The organism is Polaribacter sp. IC073 (assembly GCF_007997075.1).
GTDB lineage: Bacteria > Bacteroidota > Bacteroidia > Flavobacteriales > Flavobacteriaceae > Polaribacter.
Genome location: NZ_VORS01000003.1, coordinates 61254 through 83250, shown reverse-complemented (window position 1 = coordinate 83250; position 21997 = coordinate 61254). Strand labels below are relative to the sequence as shown.

Here is a 21997-nt window from a genome sequence, read left to right as displayed (position 1 = left end):
ATGAACAGTATGTATTTTACTGAAGAGCATGAAGCTTTTCGTGCTAGTTTCAAAGATTTTTTACAAAAAGAAGTAGTTCCTTATATTGATAAATGGGAAAAAACAGGAACCATAGAAAGATTCATTTGGGGTAAGTTTGGCGAAATGGGTTATTTCGGACTTTGCACACCAGAAGAATACGGAGGTTTAGATTTAGATTTATTTTACACAGTAATCTTTTTAGAAGAATTACAGAAAATAAATTCTGGCGGATTCGCAGCAGCAATGTGGGCGCATGAATTTCTTGCCATGACGCATTTAAATAAAGAAGGAACAGAATTTATCAAACAAAAATACCTAGTACCAAGTGTAGCAGGAGAAAAAATTGGCTGTCTATGTATTACAGAGCCTTTTGGCGGTAGTGATGTTGCAGGAATGCGTTCTACAGCAATTAAAGACGGCGATAAATACGTTTTAAATGGCTCTAAAACGTTTATCACAAACGGTGTGTATTCAGATTACTTAATTGTTGCAGCAAAAACAGATCCTTCAGACAAATATAAAGGCATTAGTATTTTTGTGGTAGACAGAGAAACTCCAGGAATCTCAGCAACTAAATTAGATAAATTAGGTTGGCGTGCTTCAGATACCGCAGAATTAGCTTTTGACAATGTAGAAATTCCGTTAGAAAATTTAATGGGAGAAGAAGGAAAAGGTTTTCCTTATATCATGCAACATTTCGCTTTAGAGCGCTTAATAATGGGAGTTAATGCACACGCAAGAGCAGAATTTGCAGTAGAGTATGCTATAGGCTATATGCAAGAAAGAGTTGCTTTTGGTAAATCTTTAGACAAGTTTCAAGCTTTAAGACATAAAATTGCAGAAATGGCTAGTAAAGTAGACATGTGTAGAGAATATAATTATTCAATTACCAAAAGACTAGACCAAGGTACATATGTAGTTAAAGAAGCAAGTATGTCTAAATTATTGTCTACCAAAATGGCAGATGAAGTTATTTATGACGCGCTTCAGTTATTAGGCGGTTATGGCTATATGGAAGACTATCCGATGGCACGTTTGTTAAGAGATAGTAGATTAGGACCAATTGGTGGCGGAACATCAGAAATTTTAAAAGAAATTATAGCAAAAATGGTCATTGATAATAAAGAGTACAAAGCAGCAACGTAGTTATGGGGTAGCGCAGCAAGGTAAAACGGTAGATAGATAATACAGACGTTAAGTTTTAAATACTAAACACTGAAATTCTTTTAGGGCGTTACCTAAAGGTCGCGCTTTCACTACTCGCTTTTCGTTTTTATCAAAACAAAAGAGCTCAAACAAACCGTTCAATCGCTAACGCAAAACCACGGCTAAAAAATAATTCAATTTATGCAATTGCCATCTCATAAATTGTAATTACATTTGCAGTCCAAAAAATAAACCAATAGTTTAAATACTATTTAAAATATAAAGAGACTATGAAGGGAGGTGCCAACTTATGTTAATTATACCCATTAAAGAAGGAGAGAATATCGATAGAGCTTTAAAGCGTTACAAGAGAAAATTCGATCGTACAAAAACGATGAAGAACTTGCGTGCTAGAAAGAACTTTACAAAACCTTCTGTAGCTAATAGAGCTCAGAGAATTAAAGCTTCTTACGTTCAAAGATTAAGAACACAAGAAGAAGTAGGTTAGAAATAACTTATTTTTAGAGTATAAATCTCGTAACACAATTTTGTGTTATGAGATTTTTTTTGCGTTTAATTTTAGTAACTTTGAGATAAATAATAAGCGTTGTTAAAAGAGAACACTTACATAACATCCTTTTTAGAATATCTTTTTTTAGAGAAAGGGTATTCTAAACACACTATCACAGCATATAAAACAGATTTAGTTGCTTTTAAAGACTTTTGTGAAGTCACTTATGATCAAGAAAGTTTAAGAACTATTAGTTACCCACAAGTAAGAAGTTGGGTAGTTAGCTTAGTGGATGCTGATATATCAAATAATAGTATCAATAGAAAAGTCAGTTCATTAAAATCGTTTTATAAATTTCTTCAAAAAACAGCACAAATAGAAATAAATCCTCTTACCAAACACAAAGCTCTCAAAGTAGCTAAGAAAGTGCAAGTCCCTTTTACTTCTAGAGAAATTAATACTGTAATACAAAACATAGACAAAGAAGAAGATTTCGATGCTATTAGAAATAAGTTAATAGTAGAACTTTTGTATTCAACTGGCATCCGAAGAACAGAATTAATAAATATAAAAGAAGCGGAGGTAAATATTTCAGAAAAGACCATTAAAGTTTTAGGAAAAAGAAACAAAGAACGTTTCGTGCCAATACTTACATCTGTTTTAGAAACTTTAAATAAGTATGTAGCATTAAAAGCAGCAAATAGATTTCATTCAGAGTTTCTTTTAATTACTTCAAAAGGAAATAAATTATATGAAACACTTGTTTACAGAATTATTAATTCTTACTTTAGTCAGGTCTCTTCAAAGGTAAAAAAGAGCCCTCATATTTTAAGGCATTCTTTTGCAACACACCTGTTAAATGAAGGCGCAGATTTAAATTCGGTTAAAGAATTGCTAGGGCATTCTTCTTTAGCCTCCACACAAGTCTATACACACAATAGTCTTGATGCAATAAAAAAAGTGTATAATAATGCTCACCCTAGAAGCAATAAAAAGAATAACCAATGAAAGTATTCACACAATCAGTAAATTTTAATGCAGATAATGAATTAATTGAATTTGTAGAAACTAAAGTTTCGGCATTAACAAAGTTCCATGATAAGATCGTAAACGCAGAAGTTTTCTTAAAAGTTCAAAATACAAGTGATAAAGAAAATAAAATTACAGAAATAAAAATAAATATCCCCGGTAGTGAGTTAATGGTTAAAAGAGAAACAAAAACCTTTGAAGAAGGTGTAAACGCTGCGGTTGATAATCTGAAAAGGCAATTAAAGAGGTCAAAAGAGAAGCAAAGAGATGCTCAGATTTCTTAAGTTGAAAAAAAAAACAAAAAAAAATTAATAAAAAGTTTTAGAATACGAAAAAACTTTATACATTTGCAATCCGTTAGAAATAGCGGGTTGTTTTTTAGCATTAAAAGCCGATGTAGCTCAGCTGGCTAGAGCAGCTGATTTGTAATCAGCAGGTCGTGGGTTCGAGTCCCTCCATCGGCTCAAAAAACAATAAATTACGAAAGTAATTTGAAGTTCATTAAAATAGTAAATTAAAGGGGAGATACTCAAGCGGCCAACGAGGACGGACTGTAACTCCGTTGACTACGTCTTCGCAGGTTCGAATCCTGCTCTCCCCACAATTTACATAGTATTGCGAAAGTAGCTCAGTTGGTAGAGCGTCAGCCTTCCAAGCTGAATGTCGCCGGTTCGAACCCGGTCTTTCGCTCAAAGATATCAACAAGCCGGTGTAGCTCAGTTGGTAGAGCGCATCCTTGGTAGGGATGAGGTCGTGGGTTCAACTCCCATCGCTGGCTCATTTTTATGTATTATTACACATTAAATATATTTAAACTAAGAATTAAAATTAATAATTATGGCAAAAGGAACTTTTGACCGTTCGAAACCACACTTAAATATTGGTACTATCGGACACGTAGATCACGGTAAAACAACTTTAACTGCGGCTATTACTAAAGTATTAGCTGATGCAGGATTCTCTGAAGCTAGATCTTTTGATCAGATTGATAATGCTCCAGAAGAAAAAGAAAGAGGTATTACAATTAATACTTCTCACGTAGAATACCAAACAGCAAATCGTCACTATGCGCACGTAGATTGTCCAGGTCACGCGGATTACGTAAAGAACATGGTAACAGGTGCTGCTCAAATGGACGGTGCTATATTAGTGGTTGCTGCAACAGATGGTCCTATGCCTCAAACAAGAGAGCATATTTTATTAGGTCGTCAGGTAGGTATTCCTCGTATGGTTGTTTTCTTGAATAAAGTTGACATGGTAGATGATGAGGAGTTACTTGAGTTAGTAGATATGGAAGTTAGAGAATTATTATCTTTCTATGATTATGATGGAGATAATGGTCCTGTTGTTTCAGGTTCTGCTTTAGGTGCTTTAAATGGTGAGCAAAAATGGGTTGATACTGTGTTAGAATTAATGGCACAAGTTGATGTTTGGATTGAAGAGCCTTTAAGAGAAGTTGATAAAGATTTCTTAATGCCAGTGGAAGATGTATTTTCTATTACTGGACGTGGTACTGTAGCTACTGGTCGTATTGAAACAGGAATCGCTAATACTGGTGATGTTGTTGATATTATTGGTATGGGAGCTGAAAAAATGACTTCTACTGTTACTGGTATTGAAATGTTCCGTCAAATCTTAGATAGAGGTGAGGCAGGAGATAATGCAGGTATCTTATTAAGAGGTATAGCAAAAGAAGATATTAAGAGAGGTATGGTAATCTGTAAGCCAGGTTCTGTAACACCACACGCTAAATTTAAAGCAGAAGTTTATGTTTTAAAGAAAGAAGAAGGTGGTCGTCATACACCATTCCATAACAACTACCGTCCACAGTTCTATGTTAGAACTACAGATGTAACAGGTACAATTAACTTACCTGATGGTGTTGAAATGGTAATGCCAGGAGATAACTTAACAATTACTGTAGACCTAATTCAACCAATTGCATTAAATATTGGTTTACGTTTCGCAATCCGTGAGGGTGGTAGAACAGTTGGAGCTGGTCAGGTAACTGAATTATTAGATTAATATTAATTATTAGTTTATTAATAAATAAATTCAAAGGGTGTTCCGTTTTTAACGGAACGCCTTTATCAATGAATAAGAAACGGGCGTAGTTCAGCGGTAGAGCACTGGTCTCCAAAACCAGCTGTCGGGAGTTCGAATCTCTCCGCCCGTGCAAAAACATACAAGTAGAATGAAGTTTATACAATATATTAAAGATTCTTTTGATGAACTGAGCAATCACATGACTTGGATATCCAAAGAAGATGCTCAAAAAACAACAGTAACTGTAGCTGTATTTACTATTTTGTTTGCACTAGCAGTAGCTGGTATCGACTATGTTTTTCAAACAGGTTTAGATAATTTTTTTACAATGTTTAAAACCAATTAATAATGGCAGCTGATTCAGTAATGAAATGGTATGTTGTAAGAGCCATTGGTGGACAAGAAAATAAAGTGAAAGCTTATATAGAAACTGAAATATCACGTGTTGGTTTATCAGATTATGTAAGTCAAGTTATTGTACCTACAGAAAAAGTGATCCAGATTAGAGACGGGAAAAAAGTAAACAGAGAAAGAGTTTATTTTCCAGGTTATATCATGGTAGAAGCGAATCTTTCAGGAGAAGTACCTCACGTAATTAAAGGAATTACGGGAGTTATTGGTTTTTTAGGTGAAGTGAAAGGTGGTGAGCCTGTTCCTATGCGTAAGTCTGAAGTAAATAGAATGCTAGGTAAGGTTGATGAACTTTCTGTTCAAGATGAAAACATAGCAATCCCTTTTAACATAGGAGAAACTGTAAAAGTTGTAGACGGTCCTTTTAATGGATTTGACGGTACAATAGAAAAAGTAAACGAAGAAAAGCGCAAACTTGAAGTGATGGTAAAAATATTCGGAAGAAAAACACCATTAGAATTAAGTTATATGCAAGTAGAAAAGATATAATTGTTACACAAATATATATAATTGATAACGATTTGTTTTTAGCTTCCAAATTAAAACAAATCAGTAAACATTTTTAAAATGGCAAAAGAAGTTAGTAAAGTAGTTAAGTTACAAGTTAAGGGAGGCGCAGCGAATCCATCGCCGCCGGTTGGACCTGCTTTAGGAGCTGCTGGTGTTAACATTATGGAGTTCTGTAAACAGTTTAATGCAAGAACGCAAGACAAACAAGGTAAAGTTTTACCTGTTGTTATTACTGTTTATAAAGATAAATCATTTGATTTTCTTGTAAAGACTCCTCCTGCAGCAGTTCAGTTACTAGAAGCGGCCAAAATTAAAAAGGGTTCAGGAGAACCAAACAGAAAGAAAGTAGCATCAGTTACTTGGGATCAAATTAAAACGATTGCAGAAGACAAAATGGTAGATTTAAATGCCTTTAAGATTTCTTCAGCAATGCATATGATTGCAGGTACAGCACGTTCTATGGGATTAACAGTAAAAGGTGATGCACCAGCATAAACTTTATAAAAAGTAGTAAAATGGCAAAATTAACAAAAAAGCAAAAAGAAGCTTACGCAAAGGTAGATAGCTCTAAATCTTATGATTTAGCAGCAGCTTCAGCGCTAGTCAAAGACATTACTAATGTAAAGTTTGATGCATCAGTAGATTTAGCAATACGTTTAGGGGTAGATCCTCGTAAAGCTAATCAAATGGTTCGTGGAGTTGTAACACTACCTCACGGAACAGGAAAAGATGTAAAAGTATTAGCATTAGTAACTCCAGATAAAGAAGCAGAAGCTACAGCAGCGGGTGCAGATTATGTTGGGTTAGATGAATACCTTCAGAAGATTAAAGGAGGATGGACAGATGTAGATGTAATTATTACAATGCCAAGTGTAATGGGTAAATTAGGTCCTTTAGGAAGAATTTTAGGTCCTAGAGGTTTAATGCCAAACCCAAAAACTGGTACGGTAACAATGGATGTTGCAAAAGCTGTACAGGATGTAAAAGCTGGTAAAATTGACTTTAAGGTTGATAAAACTGGTATCGTACATGCTGCAATTGGTAAAGTATCTTTCGATGCTCAAAAAATTGAAGAAAATGCAAACGAGTTAATACAAACAATTATTAAATTGAAACCAACAACTGCAAAAGGAACGTACGTAAAAAGCGTTTTTATGTCTAGTACCATGAGTCCTAGTATTCAGGTTGAGGTGAAAGCTGTTTAATACGTTAAAACTTATAATCATGACTAGAGAAGAGAAATCACAAGTAATACAAGATTTAACAGCAGTATTAGCAGACACAAATACGTTATATTTAGCAGATATATCTGGATTAAACGCACAAACTACTACGAACTTACGTAGAGCTTGTTTCAAAGCGAATGTACAGTTATCAGTTGTTAAGAATACATTACTTGCAAAAGCAATGGAGGCTTCAGACAAAGATTTTGGAGACTTACCAACAGTATTAAAAGGAAATACTTCAATGATGACTTCTGAGGCTGCAAATGCGCCTGCGAAGTTAATCAAAGATTTTAGAAAGAAGTCTCAGAATAAGCCTTTATTAAAAGGTGCATTTGCAGAAGAGTCTATTTATATTGGAGATGATCAATTAGATGCTTTAGTAGACATTAAATCTAGAGAAGAACTTATTGGTGAAATCATTGGATTATTACAGTCTCCTGCTAAGAATGTAATTTCAGCATTACAATCAGGTGGACAAATACTTTCAGGTATTGTTAAGACATTATCTGAAAAATAATTACGCGCACAAATAAACTATAATAAACAACATTTTAAAAACAATTACAATGGCAGAATTAAAAGATTTCGCAGAGCAGTTAGTTAACTTAACAGTAAAAGAAGTTAATGAATTAGCTACTATCTTAAAAGATGAGTATGGTATTGAGCCAGCAGCAGCAGCAGTTACAGTTGCAGGACCAGCAGCAGGAGGAGAAGATGAAGCAGAAGAGCAAACTGAATTTGACGTGATTTTAACGGCAGCAGGAGGTTCTAAACTTGCAGTTGTAAAATTAGTTAAAGAATTAACTGGTTTAGGATTGAAAGAAGCAAAAGGTATCGTTGATAGCGCACCAGCAGCAGTAAAAGAAGCAGTATCTAAGGATGAAGCGGAAGCGCTTAAAGCATCTTTAGAAGCAGCTGGAGCTGAGGTAGAGCTTAAATAAGCTATTACTCCCGACGTTCACGCGTAACGGGAAAACAAATTTAGGTTTAGGTACTAGAAACGTTCGTTTTTAGGCCTAAACCATTTTGTGTATATATTCGTTTTTTATTTTATTTCAGATTTTAATCAAAAAAATACTCTCTTTTGGCAACGAAAAATACTACTGAAAGAATCAACTTCGCTACTTCTCAAATGATAAAAGAGTATCCAGACTTTTTGGATATTCAGGTAAAATCTTTTCAAGATTTTTTCCAACTTCAAACTAAGGCAGAAGAAAGAGGTGAAGAAGGTTTGTACAAAACCTTCATGGATAACTTTCCAATTACTGATACAAGAAATCAATTCGTATTAGAATTTTTAGATTACTTTGTAGATCCACCAAGATATTCTATTCAAGAATGTATTGAAAGAGGTCTTACACATAGTGTGCCTTTAAAAGCACGTCTAAAATTATATTGTACAGATCCAGAACACGAAGATTTCGAAACTATTGTTCAAGATGTATATCTTGGTACAATTCCTTATATGACAAACTCTGGTACCTTTGTAATTAATGGGGCAGAGCGTGTGGTGGTTTCTCAATTACACAGGTCTCCTGGTGTATTCTTTGGGCAATCTTTCCATGCAAACGGTACAAAATTATATTCAGCAAGAGTAATTCCTTTCAAAGGTTCTTGGATAGAATTTGCTACCGACATCAATCAAGTAATGTATGCTTATATTGATAGAAAGAAAAAATTACCAGTAACAACATTATTCAGAGCTATAGGTTTTGAAAGAGATAAAGATATTTTAGAGATTTTTGACCTTGCAGAAGAAGTGAAAGTTTCTAAAGCTGGATTGAAAAAGGTATTAGGTCGCAAATTAGCAGCTAGAGTTTTAAAAACTTGGCATGAAGATTTTGTGGATGAAGATACTGGTGAAGTTGTATCTATCGAAAGAAATGAAATTATTTTCGATCGTGATACAATTTTAGATAAAGAACATATTGATGAAATAATTGATGCAGGTGCTAAAACCGTTTTACTTCACAAAGAAGATAACGATATGGCAGATTATGCAATTATACATAATACTTTACAAAAAGATCCTACAAATTCGGAAAAAGAAGCTGTAGAACATATTTATAGACAACTACGTAATGCAGAACCGCCAGATGAGGAGACTGCAAGAGGTATTATAGATAAATTATTCTTTTCGGAACAACGTTATAATTTAGGAGAAGTTGGTCGTTTTAGAATGAATACCAAACTTCAGTTAAATGAACCAATAGACCAGAAAGTATTAACAAAATTAGATATTATAACCATTATTAAATATTTAATTGAGTTAATCAATTCTAAAGCAGAGGTTGATGATATTGATCACTTGTCTAACAGACGTGTAAGAACGGTTGGAGAACAATTAGCAGGTCAGTTTGGTGTTGGTTTAGCACGTATGGCTAGAACAATTCGTGAGCGTATGAATGTTCGTGATAACGAAGTGTTTACACCCATCGATTTAATTAATGCAAAAACATTGTCATCTGTAATTAATTCATTCTTTGGAACAAATCAATTATCTCAATTTATGGATCAAACAAATCCATTAGCAGAGATTACCCACAAGCGTAGATTATCTGCACTTGGACCGGGTGGTTTGTCAAGAGAAAGAGCTGGTTTTGAGGTGCGTGATGTTCACTATACTCACTACGGACGTCTATGTCCTATTGAAACTCCAGAGGGACCAAATATTGGGTTAATTTCTTCACTTGCTGTTTTTGCAAAAGTGAATAATTTAGGGTTTATTGAAACTCCTTATAGAAAAGTAGAAAACGGTATTGTATCAACAGAAGAGCCTATTTATTTAAGTGCTGAAGAGGAAGAAGGTATGAAAACTGCCCAATCTAACTTAAAACTAAATGAGGATGGTTCTATTATCTTAGATAGAGTTATTGCTAGAGAAGAGGGAGATTTTCCGGTGGTTACACCAGATGAAATTAATTTGATGGACGTTGCTCCAAATCAAATTGCATCTATCTCTGCATCTTTAATTCCTTTCTTAGAACATGATGATGCCAATCGTGCATTAATGGGATCGAACATGATGCGTCAAGCTGTGCCATTATTAAGACCAGAATCTCCAATTGTAGGTACAGGTTTAGAGCGTAGAGTTGCAAAAGATTCTCGTATCTTAATCAATGCAGAAGGCCCTGGTGAAGTTATTTATGTAGATGCTCGTAAAATTACGATTAAGTATGACAGAACAGATGAGGAGAAACTTGTAAGTTTTGAATCTGATGAAATTTCTTACAACTTAATTAAATTTAGAAAAACCAATCAAGGAACAAATATCAACTTAAAACCGATTGTAGAAAAAGGAGATAGAGTTGAAGAAGGACAAGTTCTTTGTGAAGGGTATGCAACACAAAAAGGAGAATTAGCCTTAGGAAGAAATATGAAAGTAGCCTTTATGCCTTGGAAAGGGTATAACTTTGAGGATGCAATTGTAATTTCAGAGAAAGTTGTTCGTGAAGATATATTTACATCTATTCACATCGATGAGTATTCTTTAGACGTAAGAGATACAAAACTAGGAACTGAAGAGTTAACGAATGATATTCCTAATGTTTCTGAAGAAGCTACTAAAGATTTAGATGAAAATGGAATGATTAGAATTGGAGCAGAAGTTAATCCTGGTGATATTTTAATTGGTAAAATTACACCTAAGGGAGAATCTGATCCAACACCCGAAGAAAAATTATTGCGTGCTATTTTTGGGGATAAAGCGGGAGATGTAAAAGACGCATCTTTAAAAGCTTCACCATCATTAAGAGGTGTAGTAATTGATAAAAAGTTATTTAGAAGAGCTGTTAAAGATAAGAACAAGAGATTAAGAGATAAAGAAGCAGTTGCAACTTTAGAATCTTCTTTTGTTTCTAAATTCGAAGGGTTAAAGGATGAATTAATTGAAAAATTATTCACTTTAATCAGTGGGAAAACATCTCAAGGGGTTTTTAATGATTTAGGAGAAGAAGTTTTACCAAAAGGTAAAAAATATACGCTTAAAATGTTAAATTCTGTTGATGATTATGTGCACTTAACAGGTTCTTGGACTACGGATAAAGAACTGAATGATTTAGTAGGTGAATTAGTTCACAACTACAAGATTAAAGTAAATGATTTACAGGGTTCTTTACGTCGTCAAAAATTTACGATCTCTGTAGGTGATGAATTGCCAGCAGGAATTTTAAAACTTGCAAAAGTCTACATTGCTAAAAAACGTAAATTAAAAGTAGGAGATAAAATGGCGGGTCGTCATGGTAACAAAGGTATTGTTGCTCGTATAGTAAGAGCAGAAGATATGCCTTTCTTAGAAGACGGAACTCCAGTTGACATCGTGTTAAATCCATTAGGGGTACCATCTCGTATGAATATTGGTCAGATTTATGAAACTGTTCTTGGTTGGGCAGGTCAAAAATTAAACACTAAATATGCAACACCAATTTTTGATGGAGCATCTTTAGATCAGATCAATGTAATTACAGATAAAGCAGGTGTACCAAGATTTGGACATACTTACTTATATGATGGTGGAACAGGAAAACGTTTCGATCAACCGGCAACTGTTGGTATCATTTATATGATTAAGTTAGGGCACATGATTGAAGATAAAATGCATGCGCGTTCTATTGGACCATATTCATTAATTACGCAACAACCATTAGGAGGTAAAGCTCAGTTTGGGGGTCAACGTTTTGGAGAGATGGAAGTTTGGGCATTAGAAGCATACGGTGCATCTAGTATCTTAAGAGAAATCTTAACTGTAAAATCAGATGATGTTATGGGTAGAGCTAAAACATACGAAAGTATTGTGAAAGGTGAAGCTATGCCAGAACCAGGTTTACCAGAATCATTTAATGTTTTAATGCATGAACTTAAAGGTTTAGGTTTAGACGTTAGATTAGAAGAATAAATTTTTTCAGTAACCAATTTCCAATAATAATTCTGTTATTGGAAATTGAATACTGCCAACTGAATACTTATTAAACGACATGGCAAGAAAACAAGAGAAATACACTGTAAAAAAGTTTAACAAAATCTCAATTGGTTTATCATCACCAGAAGCTATTTTAGAAATCTCTAAAGGTGAAGTTTTAAAACCAGAAACTATAAATTACCGTACACACAAACCAGAAAGAGATGGTTTATTTTGTGAGCGTATTTTTGGTCCTGTAAAGGATTATGAATGTGCTTGTGGAAAGTACAAAAGAATACGTTACAAAGGAATTGTTTGTGACAGATGTGGTGTAGAAGTTACAGAAAAGAAAGTGCGTAGAGACAGAGTAGGGCATATCAACTTGGTAGTTCCTGTTGCTCACATTTGGTACTTTAGATCATTACCTAACAAAATGGGATACCTTTTAGGTTTGCCATCTAAAAAGTTAGACATGATTATTTACTACGAGAGATACGTAGTAATTCAACCAGGTATTGCTAAGAATGTTGAAGGAGAACCATTGCAAAAAATGGATTTCTTAACAGAGGAAGAATACTTAGATATTGTTGATGAATTACCACAAGAAAATCAATATTTAGATGACGAAGACCCAAATAAGTTTATCGCTAAAATGGGAGCTGAGTGTTTAATTGATTTATTGGCTAGAATAGATTTAGAACAATTATCATTTGATTTAAGACACAAAGCAAATACTGAAACTTCTAAACAACGTAAGACTGAAGCGTTAAAACGTTTAAATGTTGTTGAAGCATTTAGAGATTCTCAAAAGAATAGAGAGAACAATCCAGAATGGATGATCTTGAAAGCAGTTCCGGTGATTCCACCAGAATTGAGACCATTAGTGCCATTAGATGGAGGTCGTTTTGCTACTTCAGATTTAAACGACTTGTACAGAAGAGTTATTATTAGAAACAATCGTCTAAAAAGATTGGTAGAGATAAAAGCTCCTGAAGTTATTTTACGTAATGAGAAACGTATGTTGCAAGAATCTGTAGATTCTTTATTAGACAATACACGTAAATCATCTGCAGTAAAAACTGAATCTAACAGACCTTTAAAGTCTTTATCAGATTCATTAAAAGGTAAACAAGGACGTTTCCGTCAGAATTTACTAGGAAAACGTGTTGATTATTCTGCACGTTCTGTAATTGTTGTTGGACCAGAATTAAGACTTTCAGAATGTGGTATCCCTAAAGATATGGCAGCTGAATTGTACAAGCCTTTTGTAATTAGAAAATTAATTGAAAGAGGTATTGTTAAGACTGTAAAATCTGCAAAGAAGATAATAGATAGAAAAGAACCAGTTGTTTGGGATATTTTAGAAAATGTAATCAAAGGACATCCAGTTTTATTAAACAGGGCTCCAACTTTACACAGACTTGGTATACAAGCTTTTCAACCAAAATTAATTGAAGGTAAAGCAATACAGTTACATCCACTTGCATGTTCTGCCTTTAATGCCGATTTTGATGGAGATCAAATGGCGGTTCACTTACCATTAGGGCCAGAAGCTATTTTAGAAGCGCAATTATTAATGTTAGCTTCTCATAATATCTTAAACCCTGCAAATGGTGCGCCAGTTACTGTACCTTCTCAGGATATGGTACTTGGTTTATATTATATGACTAAAGAAAGAATCTCTACTCCAGAAGTTAAAATTAAAGGAGAAGGATTAACTTTCTATTCACCAGAAGAAGTAACGATTGCTTTTAACGAAGAAATGGTAGACTTAAATGCTGGAATTAAAGTAAGAACCTACGATGTTGACGAGAACGGAGAGCAGGTTCGAAAAATTATAAAAACTACTGTTGGTAGAGTTTTATTTAACGAAGTTGTTCCTGCGAAAGCTGGTTATATCAATGAGGTATTAACTAAGAAAAATTTACGTGGTATTATTGGTGGTATTTTAAAAGCTACAGATATTCCTACAACAGGAGATTTCTTAGATCAGATAAAAAATATGGGTTATAAATTTGCCTTCCAAGGTGGTTTATCTTTCTCATTAGGGGATATTATTATTCCTAAAGAAAAACAATCTATGATTGATGCCGCTAATAAAGAGGTAGATATTATTGTAGGAAACTATAACATGGGTATGTTAACGCAAAAAGAGCGTTACAATCAGGTAATTGATATTTGGGGTAGAACCAATAACGATTTAACTGAGTTATCTATGAAACGTTTACGTGAAGATCAACAAGGTTTCAACTCAGTATACATGATGCTTGATTCTGGTGCAAGGGGTTCTAAAGAACAAATTCGTCAGTTAACAGGGATGCGTGGATTAATGGCAAAACCTAAAAAATCTACAGCAGGTGGTGGAGAAATTATTGAGAATCCGATTTTATCTAACTTTAAGGAAGGTTTATCAATTCTAGAATACTTTATCTCTACGCACGGTGCGCGTAAAGGATTAGCAGATACCGCTTTAAAAACGGCAGATGCAGGTTACCTAACACGTAGATTGGTAGATGTTTCTCAAGATGTTATTGTTAATGAAGAAGATTGTGGTACACTAAGAGGTTTGGAAGTTGCTCCTTTAAAGAAAAATGATGAGATTGTAGAATCTTTATCAGATAGAATTGAAGGTCGTATTTCTTTAAACGATGTATATCATCCATTAACAGAAGAACTAATTTTAGAAGCTAATGAACCGATTACTTACAAGTTAGCGCAAGCTGTTGAAAAGTCTGGTATCGATAGCGTAGAAGTTAGGTCTCCATTATCATGTGAGTCTACAAAAGGTATTTGTGCAAAATGTTATGGGCAGAGTTTATCTACTCTTAACAAAGTACAAATTGGTGAAGCAGTTGGTGTAATTGCAGCACAGTCTATTGGAGAACCAGGTACACAGTTAACATTACGTACATTCCACGTTGGTGGGGTTGCAGGTAATATCTCTCAAGAGAACAAGTTAACAGCTAAGTTTGATGGTAATGTAACTATTGATGATTTAAGAACTGTAACAGGTAAAGATAATGATGGTAAAGAAATTGACATCATTATTTCTAGAACTGCAGAGATTAAAATTAAAGATAAGAAAACAGGCATCACGCAGAGTACAAATATTCTTCCTTATGGTTCTATCATTTTTGATAAAGATAGAAAAACAATCAAAAAAGGAGATTCAATTGTACAATGGGATCCATTTAACGGTGTAATCGTTTCTGAATTTGAAGGAAAAGTGAAGTTTGACAATCTACAACAAGGTATTAATTACTCTGTTGAAGTTGATGAGCAAACTGGTTTTCAAGAGAAAGTAATGATCGATTCTAAGAATAAGAAAATTATTGCTTCTTTAATTATTGAAGACAAAGATGGTAATGCTCTACGTTCTTATAGTTTACCAGTAGGTGCGCACTTAATGATTGATGATGGTCAGATGGTAGATTCTGGACATACGTTAGTTAAAATACCAAGAAAATCTGGTAAAGCAGGCGATATTACTGGAGGTTTACCACGTGTAACAGAATTATTTGAAGCACGTAACCCTTCTAATCCTTCTGTAGTTTCAGAGATTGATGGTGTGGTTTCTTTCGGGAAAATCAAACGTGGTAATAGAGAAATTATCGTTGAATCTAAAACTGGAGATACTAGTAAGTATTTAGTAAAGCTTTCTAATCAGATCTTAGTTCAAGAAAATGACTTTATTAAAGCAGGTATGCCATTATCAGACGGAGCTACAACTCCTTCAGATATCCTAAGAATTAAAGGGCCTTCTGCAGTGCAAGAATACTTAGTAAATGAAATACAAGAAGTATATCGTTTACAGGGTGTGAAAATTAATGACAAGCATTTCGAAGTTGTTGTGCGTCAAATGATGCGTAAAGTTAAAATTATTGATTCTGGAGATACTTTATTCTTAGAGAACCAATTGATTCATAAGATTGACTTTATCAAAGACAATGATGCAATTTACGGAATGAAAGTTGTTGAAGAGGCAGGAGATTCTGAGAACTTAAAACCAGGTCAAATTATTTCTGCACGTCAATTAAGAGATGAAAATTCTTTATTAAGAAGAAATGATCTGAACTTAGTGGAAGCAAGAGATGCTAAACCGGCAACGGCAGAGCAAGTTTTACAAGGTATTACTAGAGCATCACTTCAAACAAAATCGTTTATTTCTGCAGCTTCTTTCCAAGAGACTACAAAAGTATTAAACGAGGCTGCTGTAAGTGGTAAAATAGATACGTTAGAAGGCTTAAAAGAAAATGTAATTGTTGGTAAAAGAATACCAGCAGGAACAGGTATGAGAGCTTATGACAATATTCTAGTTGGTCCTAAAGACGAAATAGAAAAGAGTTTCTAATAACGTTTCATCGTTACTAGTTTAAATTTAAAAAGTTGAATTGTTTACTGTAATTTATTTACACTATTCAATTCAACTTTTTTATTTTTTGTACCTTTCAAATCTGAATCAATCATACAATTTAATTACATAGATTATGGAAGAAAATCAAAACAAAGACGGACAATTAAACATAGAGTTAGATCAGGAAATAGCAGAAGGAACCTATTCTAACTTAGCTATTATTAACCACTCTGTATCAGAATTTATTGTTGATTTTATAAATATAATGCCAGGTGTACCAAAGGCAAAAGTAAAATCTAGAATTATATTAACACCGCAACATGCTAAGAGATTAACAAAAGCATTAGCAGATAATGTTCGAAAATTTGAGGAAGCTAACGGAGAGATTAAAGACTATGATCAACCCCCAGTTCCTATGAATTTTGGACCAACAGGACAAGCATAAAAAAAGCGAAACTTAAATGTTTCGCTTTTTTTTATTAAATTTTTCTAGTTCTATTTAGTAACCAAAAATCTGCTAAAACTAAAGCAGTCATTGCTTCTACAATTGGTACAGCTCTGGGTACAACACAAGGGTCGTGTCTACCTTTTCCTGTAATCTCTGTTAATTCATTTTTAGAGTTAATAGTTTGTTGCGTTGTCATAATGGTTGCAACGGGCTTAAAAGCGACTCTAAAGTAGATGTCCATACCATTACTAATTCCTCCTTGTATTCCTCCAGACAAATTAGATTGCGTAGAACCATCTTCATTAAAAATATCATTGTGCTCAGAACCTTTCATTTTAGCACCACAAAACCCGCTACCAAACTCAAAACCTTTTACAGCATTAATAGAAAGCATTGCTTTCCCTAATTCTGCATGTAATTTATTAAAAATAGGTTCCCCTAAACCTACAGGTACATTTTGAGCAACACAGGTAATTGTACCACCAATAGTATCACCAGATTTTCTAATTTCTTGTATTTTATTAATCATTTTCTCTGCTGAAGCATCATCAGGACAGCGAATAATATTACTTTCAGTTTTAGAAAAATCTAAATCCTGATAAGGTTTGTCTATAAAAATTTCTCCAACAGAAGATGTAAAAGCATTTATGTTTATAGAAGATATTAGCTGTTTGGCTAAAGCTCCTGCAACTACCCAATTAGCAGTTTCACGAGCAGAACTTCTTCCGCCACCTCTAAAATCTCTAAAACCATATTTTTGGTCATACGTGAAATCTGCATGAGAAGGTCTGTATATATTGGTATTATGATTGTAATCTTTAGATTTCTGATTGGTGTTTTTAATGACAAAACCAATAGAAGTTCCTGTTGTTTTTCCTTCAAAAATACCTGAAAGAAATTCTACGGTATCTGGTTCCTTACGTTGTGTAACAATTTTTGATTGTCCAGGTTTACGCCTGTTTAACTCATTTTGAATTGCTTCAAAATCAATTTCTAAACCAGCAGGAAAACCATCTATAACACCACCAATAGCAGTTCCATGAGATTCACCATAGGTTGTAACTCTTAATAAATTTCCAAAGGAATTAAATGACATCGTTTTTTATATTATAATAAGTTACAAATATACTAAAGTCAGTAAAAGGAAATTCTACTTTTGGCATTTATAATGATTTCTATAAAATTTTTAATGGTAATAAGCATTGATTACTAATAAGATAGGGTCAATAATTTATTATATTCAAAAAAGATAAAAAATAAGTGTCTTTTTATTTTTTAGAATTGAAAAAGCTTTCTATATTTGCAGCCGCATTCAGGGCATACCTGATGAGACACACTGGAGAAATGGCAGAGCGGTCGAATGCGGTAGTCTTGAAAACTATTGACTGTAACAGGTCCGGGGGTTCGAATCCCTCTTTCTCCGCTTACTGGAACCGTAATTACTTATTAATTAAGTAGTTACGGTTTTTTTTTGTTTAAATATGTACGATTTATGTATTGCTGGAATTATTTATCTATACTAATAATCAATTTAAAGAGTTCTTATAAATATTTACTACTTAGTGAAGAATCGCAGTTTATCTTTTTGCTTAAAGATTGTTAAAAGATTACTTTTTTTTTCTATTTTTGTAAAATAAAACTTCTATGCTATGAAGAGAATAATAATATTGATTTGTTTTGCTATTTTTTATGGATGCTCGTCAAATGACGATTCAATATCTCAAAATCTAAACTTGATAAAACCACCAGATTGGATTCAAGGTACTTGGCTAGCAGCTGATACTAGTATAAGTTTAGGTTTTAAATTCTCTAATGATGATTTTTGTTCGGTAATATTAACAGGGCAAAGTTGCTTTAAAGAACAATTAAATCAATTATTTAACGCTGGTTTAACAACAAATGTAAAAGAAGAAACTATAAATACCAGCTACTCTATAGAAATTACTTTGGGTAATCAAATTGTATCTTATGAATTTGAGAAAGTTTCCGAAACTGAAATAGAATGGATAAATGATCCTTTGGGAGATTTAGTGGAAACGATTTATTTAAAACAATAAAATGGAAAATAAAGATTTAGAAAGTGGTATTGTTAATCTTATTTTAAGTCTAAATCTACCTATGATCAAGTTTGTCGAAGAAGAATACTTCAAGTTGTCACCTGCTGGGCAGTATCAAACTTGTGTTCTAACCGCAGCGACCGTAATAGATGATTTAAAAAATAGAAATAAGATTAATTCAAGAAATATAAGTTCTATCCATAAAATACTAGAAAATCAATTTTTAAAAATATTTGATATATCAAGAGATCACTATATTCAAACTGATTATTTTTTACCCCAATATAAATCTCCTTTATTGAATGCATATAATAAACAAGGTAACGAAGTATTAATTAATGTAAAGAAAGAGGTTGTTAAGAAAGATTTATTTAAACTATTGTTAGTTGAAATATATGAAGATTTAAAATATTATAAAGAAAGTTTAAAAAATTATAAATACGGTAAAAGTAAAGTTTATAATCCAAGACTGCTTTTTATTAATATCTTTTTTAATCCTTTTATGTTATTACCACCCCATGATAGAGAAAAGCTTGACATTCATAAGTTAATTGAGAAAGAAGTTTCCAACTCACGTTCACCGCTTTCTTTTCGATCTGCAACTTTTCTTGGTGAGTTTGAGAGCTATCTTATATCTGTGATAAAACAATCAGGTAAATAATTATAATCTATGTTTAAAAATTTATACTTAAAAACGGTTTTGGATCACCAGGGAATACTGCAAAAATATTAATTGAGCATTTAACAGAAGAAATCAATTAGTAATGGCAGATAAGCCAAATGAAGTCTATATAGATATTTTAGTTGATAGAATGTTTATTGCTCAAAGAACTGGTCAAAGCTATTATGGTAGACTTTATGATTTAGACAAGGTTGAAGTATTTTTAGAAAATGATATCTGCACATTTACATTTTTAGTTTTGTTTAGTGAGTCTGAAAAATTTAGAGAAGGTGTTAGACCAAATCAATATGGCGATTCTCATTTTGACATTGTTATAGAGGTTATCTATGAAGTGTGTAAAAAAAGAAGTGCACTTTGCTATTTAAGTCAAAGTGAATTTAAACTCAAAGCAAATAAAATATGTCGTTTACACATTTATAATTTTTAAAGAAATGAATAATCTAAAGGATAAATACCTACATTTTAAAAATATAATTCAAGAGCTTGAAAAGTATGAAAGTAAAAATTTCTTTGGTAAATTATTTTCATCCGATAAACCAAATGAGAATGAAATTGTTTTAGAGATAAACAATTTTATAACAAATACTTTATTAAAAGAAATTGCAATGTTTCAAAGCATCGAAAATTTTAAAGTTTCTCTTAAATGGTTTCTTGAGGTTAAAGATTTTATAGAATACGAAAATGTTTTTAAATTATTACAAGCTTACCAAGATTTATCTTTCCTAAATGATAAAATGTTATTAAATATAGAAAATTATAGGTTAGTTTTCCAAAACGCAATGCGTGAAAGAGAAAAGTTAGAGAATATATTTGAGAAACATAACATAATTTGATGCATGGGATATTGGAATAGAATGATTGGCAGAGAGCCTGTTGATAGTCAATTAGTTGGGGTTTACACAAAGAGGAAGGAGTCTAATCTAAAGTTTTACAAAAACAGAGATTTAACTAAAAACGAAATAAATCTATACTCTTCTAAAAGAGAGATAAAATCGAAAATTATAGCACACAAATATGCCACTGGTTCGTACAAGATTCAAATAAGTTCAGAGGTAGAATATTGTTCTTCTTTTTTTGGTTCTTTCGCAATTTTTCATCCTAGAAGTTATTTGTTAGATGTAGTTGCGCCATTGGAGGATATTGGAGGTTTGGTTAAATTTCAACTATCGGATTTAAAAATAAATAAATTTGGTATAGTTTTATTAGCTAATTCAAACATTGCTATTTTATCTCTTTCAAAAAATGATTCTGTTGAATACTATAGATAGTATTTAAGATAATATCATTTAAAAAAGGTTCATCAAAACCTATAAAAGTCTTAATTAATACCTTTGGTAATTTTAAAATAAAAAAATACAGCTCTTATGAATGCCTTATTTGATATTTGTGTAGACATTTTAAAATTTATTGGAAACGTGACAGCTTTTAGGATACAAAGGATCTAATATTTGGATATTTGTTATTAACAATCTACTTTTTCTGTTTATATAAAAATATAAGGCTATTTCTAAAAAAAAATAAAGATTCCATCAATAGATAAATAAATATGAATATTCAATTTTGGATTGATAATGCAGATTCTTTAATTCATCAAATATTTATGATTTTAATGGGGTTTTTAGCATACATAGCTTCCTTTTTAGGCACTACGTATAATGTGGTAAATATTTTTGTTTATTATTTAATTGTTCCAGCTTCCTGGATTTATTTAATCAGTAAGAAAACAACTGTTTGGTTAAATGTTTTATCTATAATTGGTTCTATTGCCTTTTTTATAATTCCAGATTTAAGAAAAAACTGCGATTATTTATTTCAAAAAAGTGTTGATTTTCTAAATTGGCTTGCTATAATTTTTAGCTCTAATTATATAAATATGTCCATTTATATCTGTGTGTTAGGTATTAGTATTGTGTATCTAATTTTAATACCGCTGACGCTTCCTTTAAAGACAGCAAAAAGAGTTGGCGTTATTATAGCTATTTTTTTTTCTTTATATCTGCTATTCATCTACCCAAACTTTAAAGAGATGTTTATTTTGATATTTCAAAAAAAGGATATAAAGTATTGATGAAATTTAGAAATAAAATTATTTACAATCTAAATCATATAAGATTAATTGATTTAGTGTGAATTAAGTACTCGCTGTAATCTCTTTAGTTTAAATCTGAAAAAGATAGCCGTAAGTGGTAAAACGATAAGTAAAACAGGAAATAACAAACAGAATAAAAAGAAATTAACTTCATAGTAAGACGTGTTTGTGAGGTTAGCTAGATTTATCGTAAAATCGGTACAATAGCCGTAAACAAATAAACCGAATTCTATTATCTTATTAAATATATCCATATTATTCTTTTTTTAAGCGTTTTATTTCAAGCCAATAATCAATAATTTTAACAAGGGAGTACCACATTATTATAGGAAATAGAATGACTAAAAAAATAATATTTGCAGCTCCATAATTCCCTGTAGCATGTAAAAGTCCAATTACGCCGAAATAGGCTATATCTGTTTTTTCGAAGTAATTTTTTAAATACTTTACGTGATTTTTTTTACAATAATTTGTATCGTTATGTTCTACCCAAGTGCATTTGTCAGGTTTATGTAGGTTAGAGTTCATAAAGGTTCTTCCGAATACTTGATACGGTTTATCTTTAATGTT

The 21997-nt window shown here is 32.5% G+C and carries 21 protein-coding genes and 6 tRNA genes; 26 read left to right on the top strand and 1 reads right to left on the bottom strand.

Annotated elements, in window-relative coordinates; all coding sequences use genetic code 11:
* The 19 genes from ES045_RS05620 (at position 1) to ES045_RS05530 (ending at position 16596) form a co-directional block, all read left to right on the top strand.
* Entirely contained in the window at positions 1-1167 is a 1167-nt protein-coding gene (locus ES045_RS05620) for an acyl-CoA dehydrogenase family protein (RefSeq protein ID WP_147113709.1), read from the top strand.
* 310 nt (positions 1168-1477) lie between these two features.
* Positions 1478-1675, top strand: a complete 198-nt coding sequence (rpsU, locus tag ES045_RS05615; RefSeq protein WP_036822200.1) for a 30S ribosomal protein S21 — start codon at positions 1478-1480, stop codon at positions 1673-1675.
* A 99-nt stretch (positions 1676-1774) separates the two neighbouring features.
* Complete coding sequence (locus ES045_RS05610; protein WP_147113707.1) at positions 1775-2686, top strand: tyrosine-type recombinase/integrase; 912 nt, start codon at positions 1775-1777, stop codon at positions 2684-2686.
* Entirely contained in the window at positions 2683-2991 is a 309-nt protein-coding gene (gene hpf / locus ES045_RS05605) for a ribosome hibernation-promoting factor, HPF/YfiA family (RefSeq protein WP_147113703.1), read from the top strand. The genes ES045_RS05610 and hpf overlap by 4 nt, the downstream gene beginning before the upstream one ends.
* A 106-nt stretch (positions 2992-3097) precedes the next feature.
* Positions 3098-3171: transfer RNA gene (locus ES045_RS05600), tRNA-Thr, on the top strand.
* Positions 3172-3226: 55 nt separating this feature from the next.
* A tRNA-Tyr gene (locus tag ES045_RS05595) sits at positions 3227-3308 on the top strand.
* A gap of 16 nt (positions 3309-3324) precedes the next feature.
* A tRNA-Gly gene (locus ES045_RS05590) sits at positions 3325-3397 on the top strand.
* A 15-nt stretch (positions 3398-3412) separates the two neighbouring features.
* Positions 3413-3485 (top strand) — tRNA-Thr (locus ES045_RS05585).
* Positions 3486-3544: 59 nt separating this feature from the next.
* A complete protein-coding gene (gene tuf / locus ES045_RS05580) occupies positions 3545-4732 on the top strand; it encodes an elongation factor Tu (RefSeq protein ID WP_147113698.1) in 1188 nt (395 codons plus the stop codon).
* Positions 4733-4811: 79 nt separating this feature from the next.
* Positions 4812-4883, top strand: a tRNA-Trp gene (locus ES045_RS05575).
* 18 nt (positions 4884-4901) lie between these two features.
* A complete protein-coding gene (gene secE, locus ES045_RS05570; RefSeq protein ID WP_147113693.1) occupies positions 4902-5099 on the top strand; it encodes a preprotein translocase subunit SecE in 198 nt (65 codons plus the stop codon).
* Between the two features lie 2 nt (positions 5100-5101).
* On the top strand, positions 5102-5653 hold the full coding sequence (gene nusG / locus ES045_RS05565; protein WP_147113688.1) for a transcription termination/antitermination protein NusG: 552 nt from the start codon (positions 5102-5104) through the stop codon (positions 5651-5653).
* Between the two features lie 78 nt (positions 5654-5731).
* Positions 5732-6169 carry a 50S ribosomal protein L11 gene (gene rplK / locus ES045_RS05560; RefSeq protein WP_147113682.1) on the top strand — a complete coding sequence of 146 codons (438 nt, stop codon included), beginning with the start codon at positions 5732-5734 and terminating at the stop codon, positions 6167-6169.
* A gap of 20 nt (positions 6170-6189) precedes the next feature.
* Entirely contained in the window at positions 6190-6879 is a 690-nt protein-coding gene (gene rplA, locus ES045_RS05555) for a 50S ribosomal protein L1 (protein ID WP_147113679.1), read from the top strand.
* Positions 6880-6898: 19 nt separating this feature from the next.
* Positions 6899-7417 carry a 50S ribosomal protein L10 gene (gene rplJ, locus ES045_RS05550; protein ID WP_147113673.1) on the top strand — a complete coding sequence of 173 codons (519 nt, stop codon included), beginning with the start codon at positions 6899-6901 and terminating at the stop codon, positions 7415-7417.
* 49 nt (positions 7418-7466) lie between these two features.
* Complete coding sequence (rplL, locus tag ES045_RS05545; RefSeq protein WP_147113667.1) at positions 7467-7841, top strand: 50S ribosomal protein L7/L12; 375 nt, start codon at positions 7467-7469, stop codon at positions 7839-7841.
* Positions 7842-7984: 143 nt separating this feature from the next.
* Positions 7985-11794, top strand: a complete 3810-nt coding sequence (gene rpoB, locus ES045_RS05540) for a DNA-directed RNA polymerase subunit beta (RefSeq protein ID WP_147113664.1) — start codon at positions 7985-7987, stop codon at positions 11792-11794.
* A 79-nt stretch (positions 11795-11873) separates the two neighbouring features.
* Positions 11874-16148: a DNA-directed RNA polymerase subunit beta' gene (gene rpoC, locus ES045_RS05535; protein WP_147113661.1), complete on the top strand. Its 4275-nt coding sequence runs from the start codon at positions 11874-11876 to the stop codon at positions 16146-16148.
* Positions 16149-16284: 136 nt separating this feature from the next.
* Positions 16285-16596 carry a DUF3467 domain-containing protein gene (locus tag ES045_RS05530; RefSeq protein ID WP_147113658.1) on the top strand — a complete coding sequence of 104 codons (312 nt, stop codon included), beginning with the start codon at positions 16285-16287 and terminating at the stop codon, positions 16594-16596.
* Positions 16597-16630: 34 nt separating this feature from the next.
* Here the strand turns inward: ES045_RS05530 and aroC are convergent, their stop codons facing one another.
* Entirely contained in the window at positions 16631-17695 is a 1065-nt protein-coding gene (gene aroC / locus ES045_RS05525) for a chorismate synthase (protein WP_147113655.1), read from the bottom strand.
* Positions 17696-17937: 242 nt separating this feature from the next.
* On the opposite strand from aroC, the gene ES045_RS05520 reads away from it, so the two are divergent.
* The 7 genes from ES045_RS05520 (at position 17938) to ES045_RS05490 (ending at position 21406) form a co-directional block, all read left to right on the top strand.
* A tRNA-Ser gene (locus ES045_RS05520) sits at positions 17938-18022 on the top strand.
* Positions 18023-18248: 226 nt separating this feature from the next.
* On the top strand, positions 18249-18656 hold the full coding sequence (locus ES045_RS05515) for a hypothetical protein (protein WP_147113652.1): 408 nt from the start codon (positions 18249-18251) through the stop codon (positions 18654-18656).
* A gap of 1 nt (position 18657) precedes the next feature.
* Positions 18658-19317 carry a hypothetical protein gene (locus ES045_RS05510; protein WP_147113649.1) on the top strand — a complete coding sequence of 220 codons (660 nt, stop codon included), beginning with the start codon at positions 18658-18660 and terminating at the stop codon, positions 19315-19317.
* A gap of 103 nt (positions 19318-19420) precedes the next feature.
* Entirely contained in the window at positions 19421-19765 is a 345-nt protein-coding gene (locus tag ES045_RS05505; protein ID WP_147113646.1) for a hypothetical protein, read from the top strand.
* A 4-nt stretch (positions 19766-19769) separates the two neighbouring features.
* On the top strand, positions 19770-20171 hold the full coding sequence (locus ES045_RS05500) for a hypothetical protein (RefSeq protein WP_147113642.1): 402 nt from the start codon (positions 19770-19772) through the stop codon (positions 20169-20171).
* Between the two features lie 3 nt (positions 20172-20174).
* The gene (locus tag ES045_RS05495; RefSeq protein WP_147113639.1) at positions 20175-20606 is read left to right on the top strand and encodes a hypothetical protein; all 432 of its coding nucleotides are present in this window, start codon (positions 20175-20177) and stop codon (positions 20604-20606) included.
* Positions 20607-20884: 278 nt separating this feature from the next.
* Positions 20885-21406 carry a hypothetical protein gene (locus ES045_RS05490; protein WP_147113636.1) on the top strand — a complete coding sequence of 174 codons (522 nt, stop codon included), beginning with the start codon at positions 20885-20887 and terminating at the stop codon, positions 21404-21406.
* Positions 21407-21997: the final 591 nt, after the last annotated feature.

What these genes read in the sequence shown, in the direction of transcription:
- ES045_RS05620 (WP_147113709.1), top strand. Translation starts at nt 1, where the DNA reads ATGAACAGTATGTATTTTACTGAAGAGCATGAAGCTTTTCGTGCTAGT.
- rpsU (WP_036822200.1), top strand. Translation starts at nt 1,478, where the DNA reads ATGTTAATTATACCCATTAAAGAAGGAGAGAATATCGATAGAGCTTTA.
- hpf (WP_147113703.1), top strand. Translation starts at nt 2,683, where the DNA reads ATGAAAGTATTCACACAATCAGTAAATTTTAATGCAGATAATGAATTA.
- tuf (WP_147113698.1), top strand. Translation starts at nt 3,545, where the DNA reads ATGGCAAAAGGAACTTTTGACCGTTCGAAACCACACTTAAATATTGGT.
- secE (WP_147113693.1), top strand. Translation starts at nt 4,902, where the DNA reads ATGAAGTTTATACAATATATTAAAGATTCTTTTGATGAACTGAGCAAT.
- nusG (WP_147113688.1), top strand. Translation starts at nt 5,102, where the DNA reads ATGGCAGCTGATTCAGTAATGAAATGGTATGTTGTAAGAGCCATTGGT.
- rplK (WP_147113682.1), top strand. Translation starts at nt 5,732, where the DNA reads ATGGCAAAAGAAGTTAGTAAAGTAGTTAAGTTACAAGTTAAGGGAGGC.
- rplA (WP_147113679.1), top strand. Translation starts at nt 6,190, where the DNA reads ATGGCAAAATTAACAAAAAAGCAAAAAGAAGCTTACGCAAAGGTAGAT.
- rplJ (WP_147113673.1), top strand. Translation starts at nt 6,899, where the DNA reads ATGACTAGAGAAGAGAAATCACAAGTAATACAAGATTTAACAGCAGTA.
- rplL (WP_147113667.1), top strand. Translation starts at nt 7,467, where the DNA reads ATGGCAGAATTAAAAGATTTCGCAGAGCAGTTAGTTAACTTAACAGTA.
- rpoC (WP_147113661.1), top strand. Translation starts at nt 11,874, where the DNA reads ATGGCAAGAAAACAAGAGAAATACACTGTAAAAAAGTTTAACAAAATC.
- ES045_RS05530 (WP_147113658.1), top strand. Translation starts at nt 16,285, where the DNA reads ATGGAAGAAAATCAAAACAAAGACGGACAATTAAACATAGAGTTAGAT.
- aroC (WP_147113655.1), bottom strand. Translation starts at nt 17,695, where the DNA reads ATGTCATTTAATTCCTTTGGAAATTTATTAAGAGTTACAACCTATGGT.
- ES045_RS05515 (WP_147113652.1), top strand. Translation starts at nt 18,249, where the DNA reads ATGAAGAGAATAATAATATTGATTTGTTTTGCTATTTTTTATGGATGC.
- ES045_RS05510 (WP_147113649.1), top strand. Translation starts at nt 18,658, where the DNA reads ATGGAAAATAAAGATTTAGAAAGTGGTATTGTTAATCTTATTTTAAGT.
- ES045_RS05505 (WP_147113646.1), top strand. Translation starts at nt 19,421, where the DNA reads ATGGCAGATAAGCCAAATGAAGTCTATATAGATATTTTAGTTGATAGA.
- ES045_RS05500 (WP_147113642.1), top strand. Translation starts at nt 19,770, where the DNA reads ATGAATAATCTAAAGGATAAATACCTACATTTTAAAAATATAATTCAA.
- ES045_RS05495 (WP_147113639.1), top strand. Translation starts at nt 20,175, where the DNA reads ATGGGATATTGGAATAGAATGATTGGCAGAGAGCCTGTTGATAGTCAA.
- ES045_RS05490 (WP_147113636.1), top strand. Translation starts at nt 20,885, where the DNA reads ATGAATATTCAATTTTGGATTGATAATGCAGATTCTTTAATTCATCAA.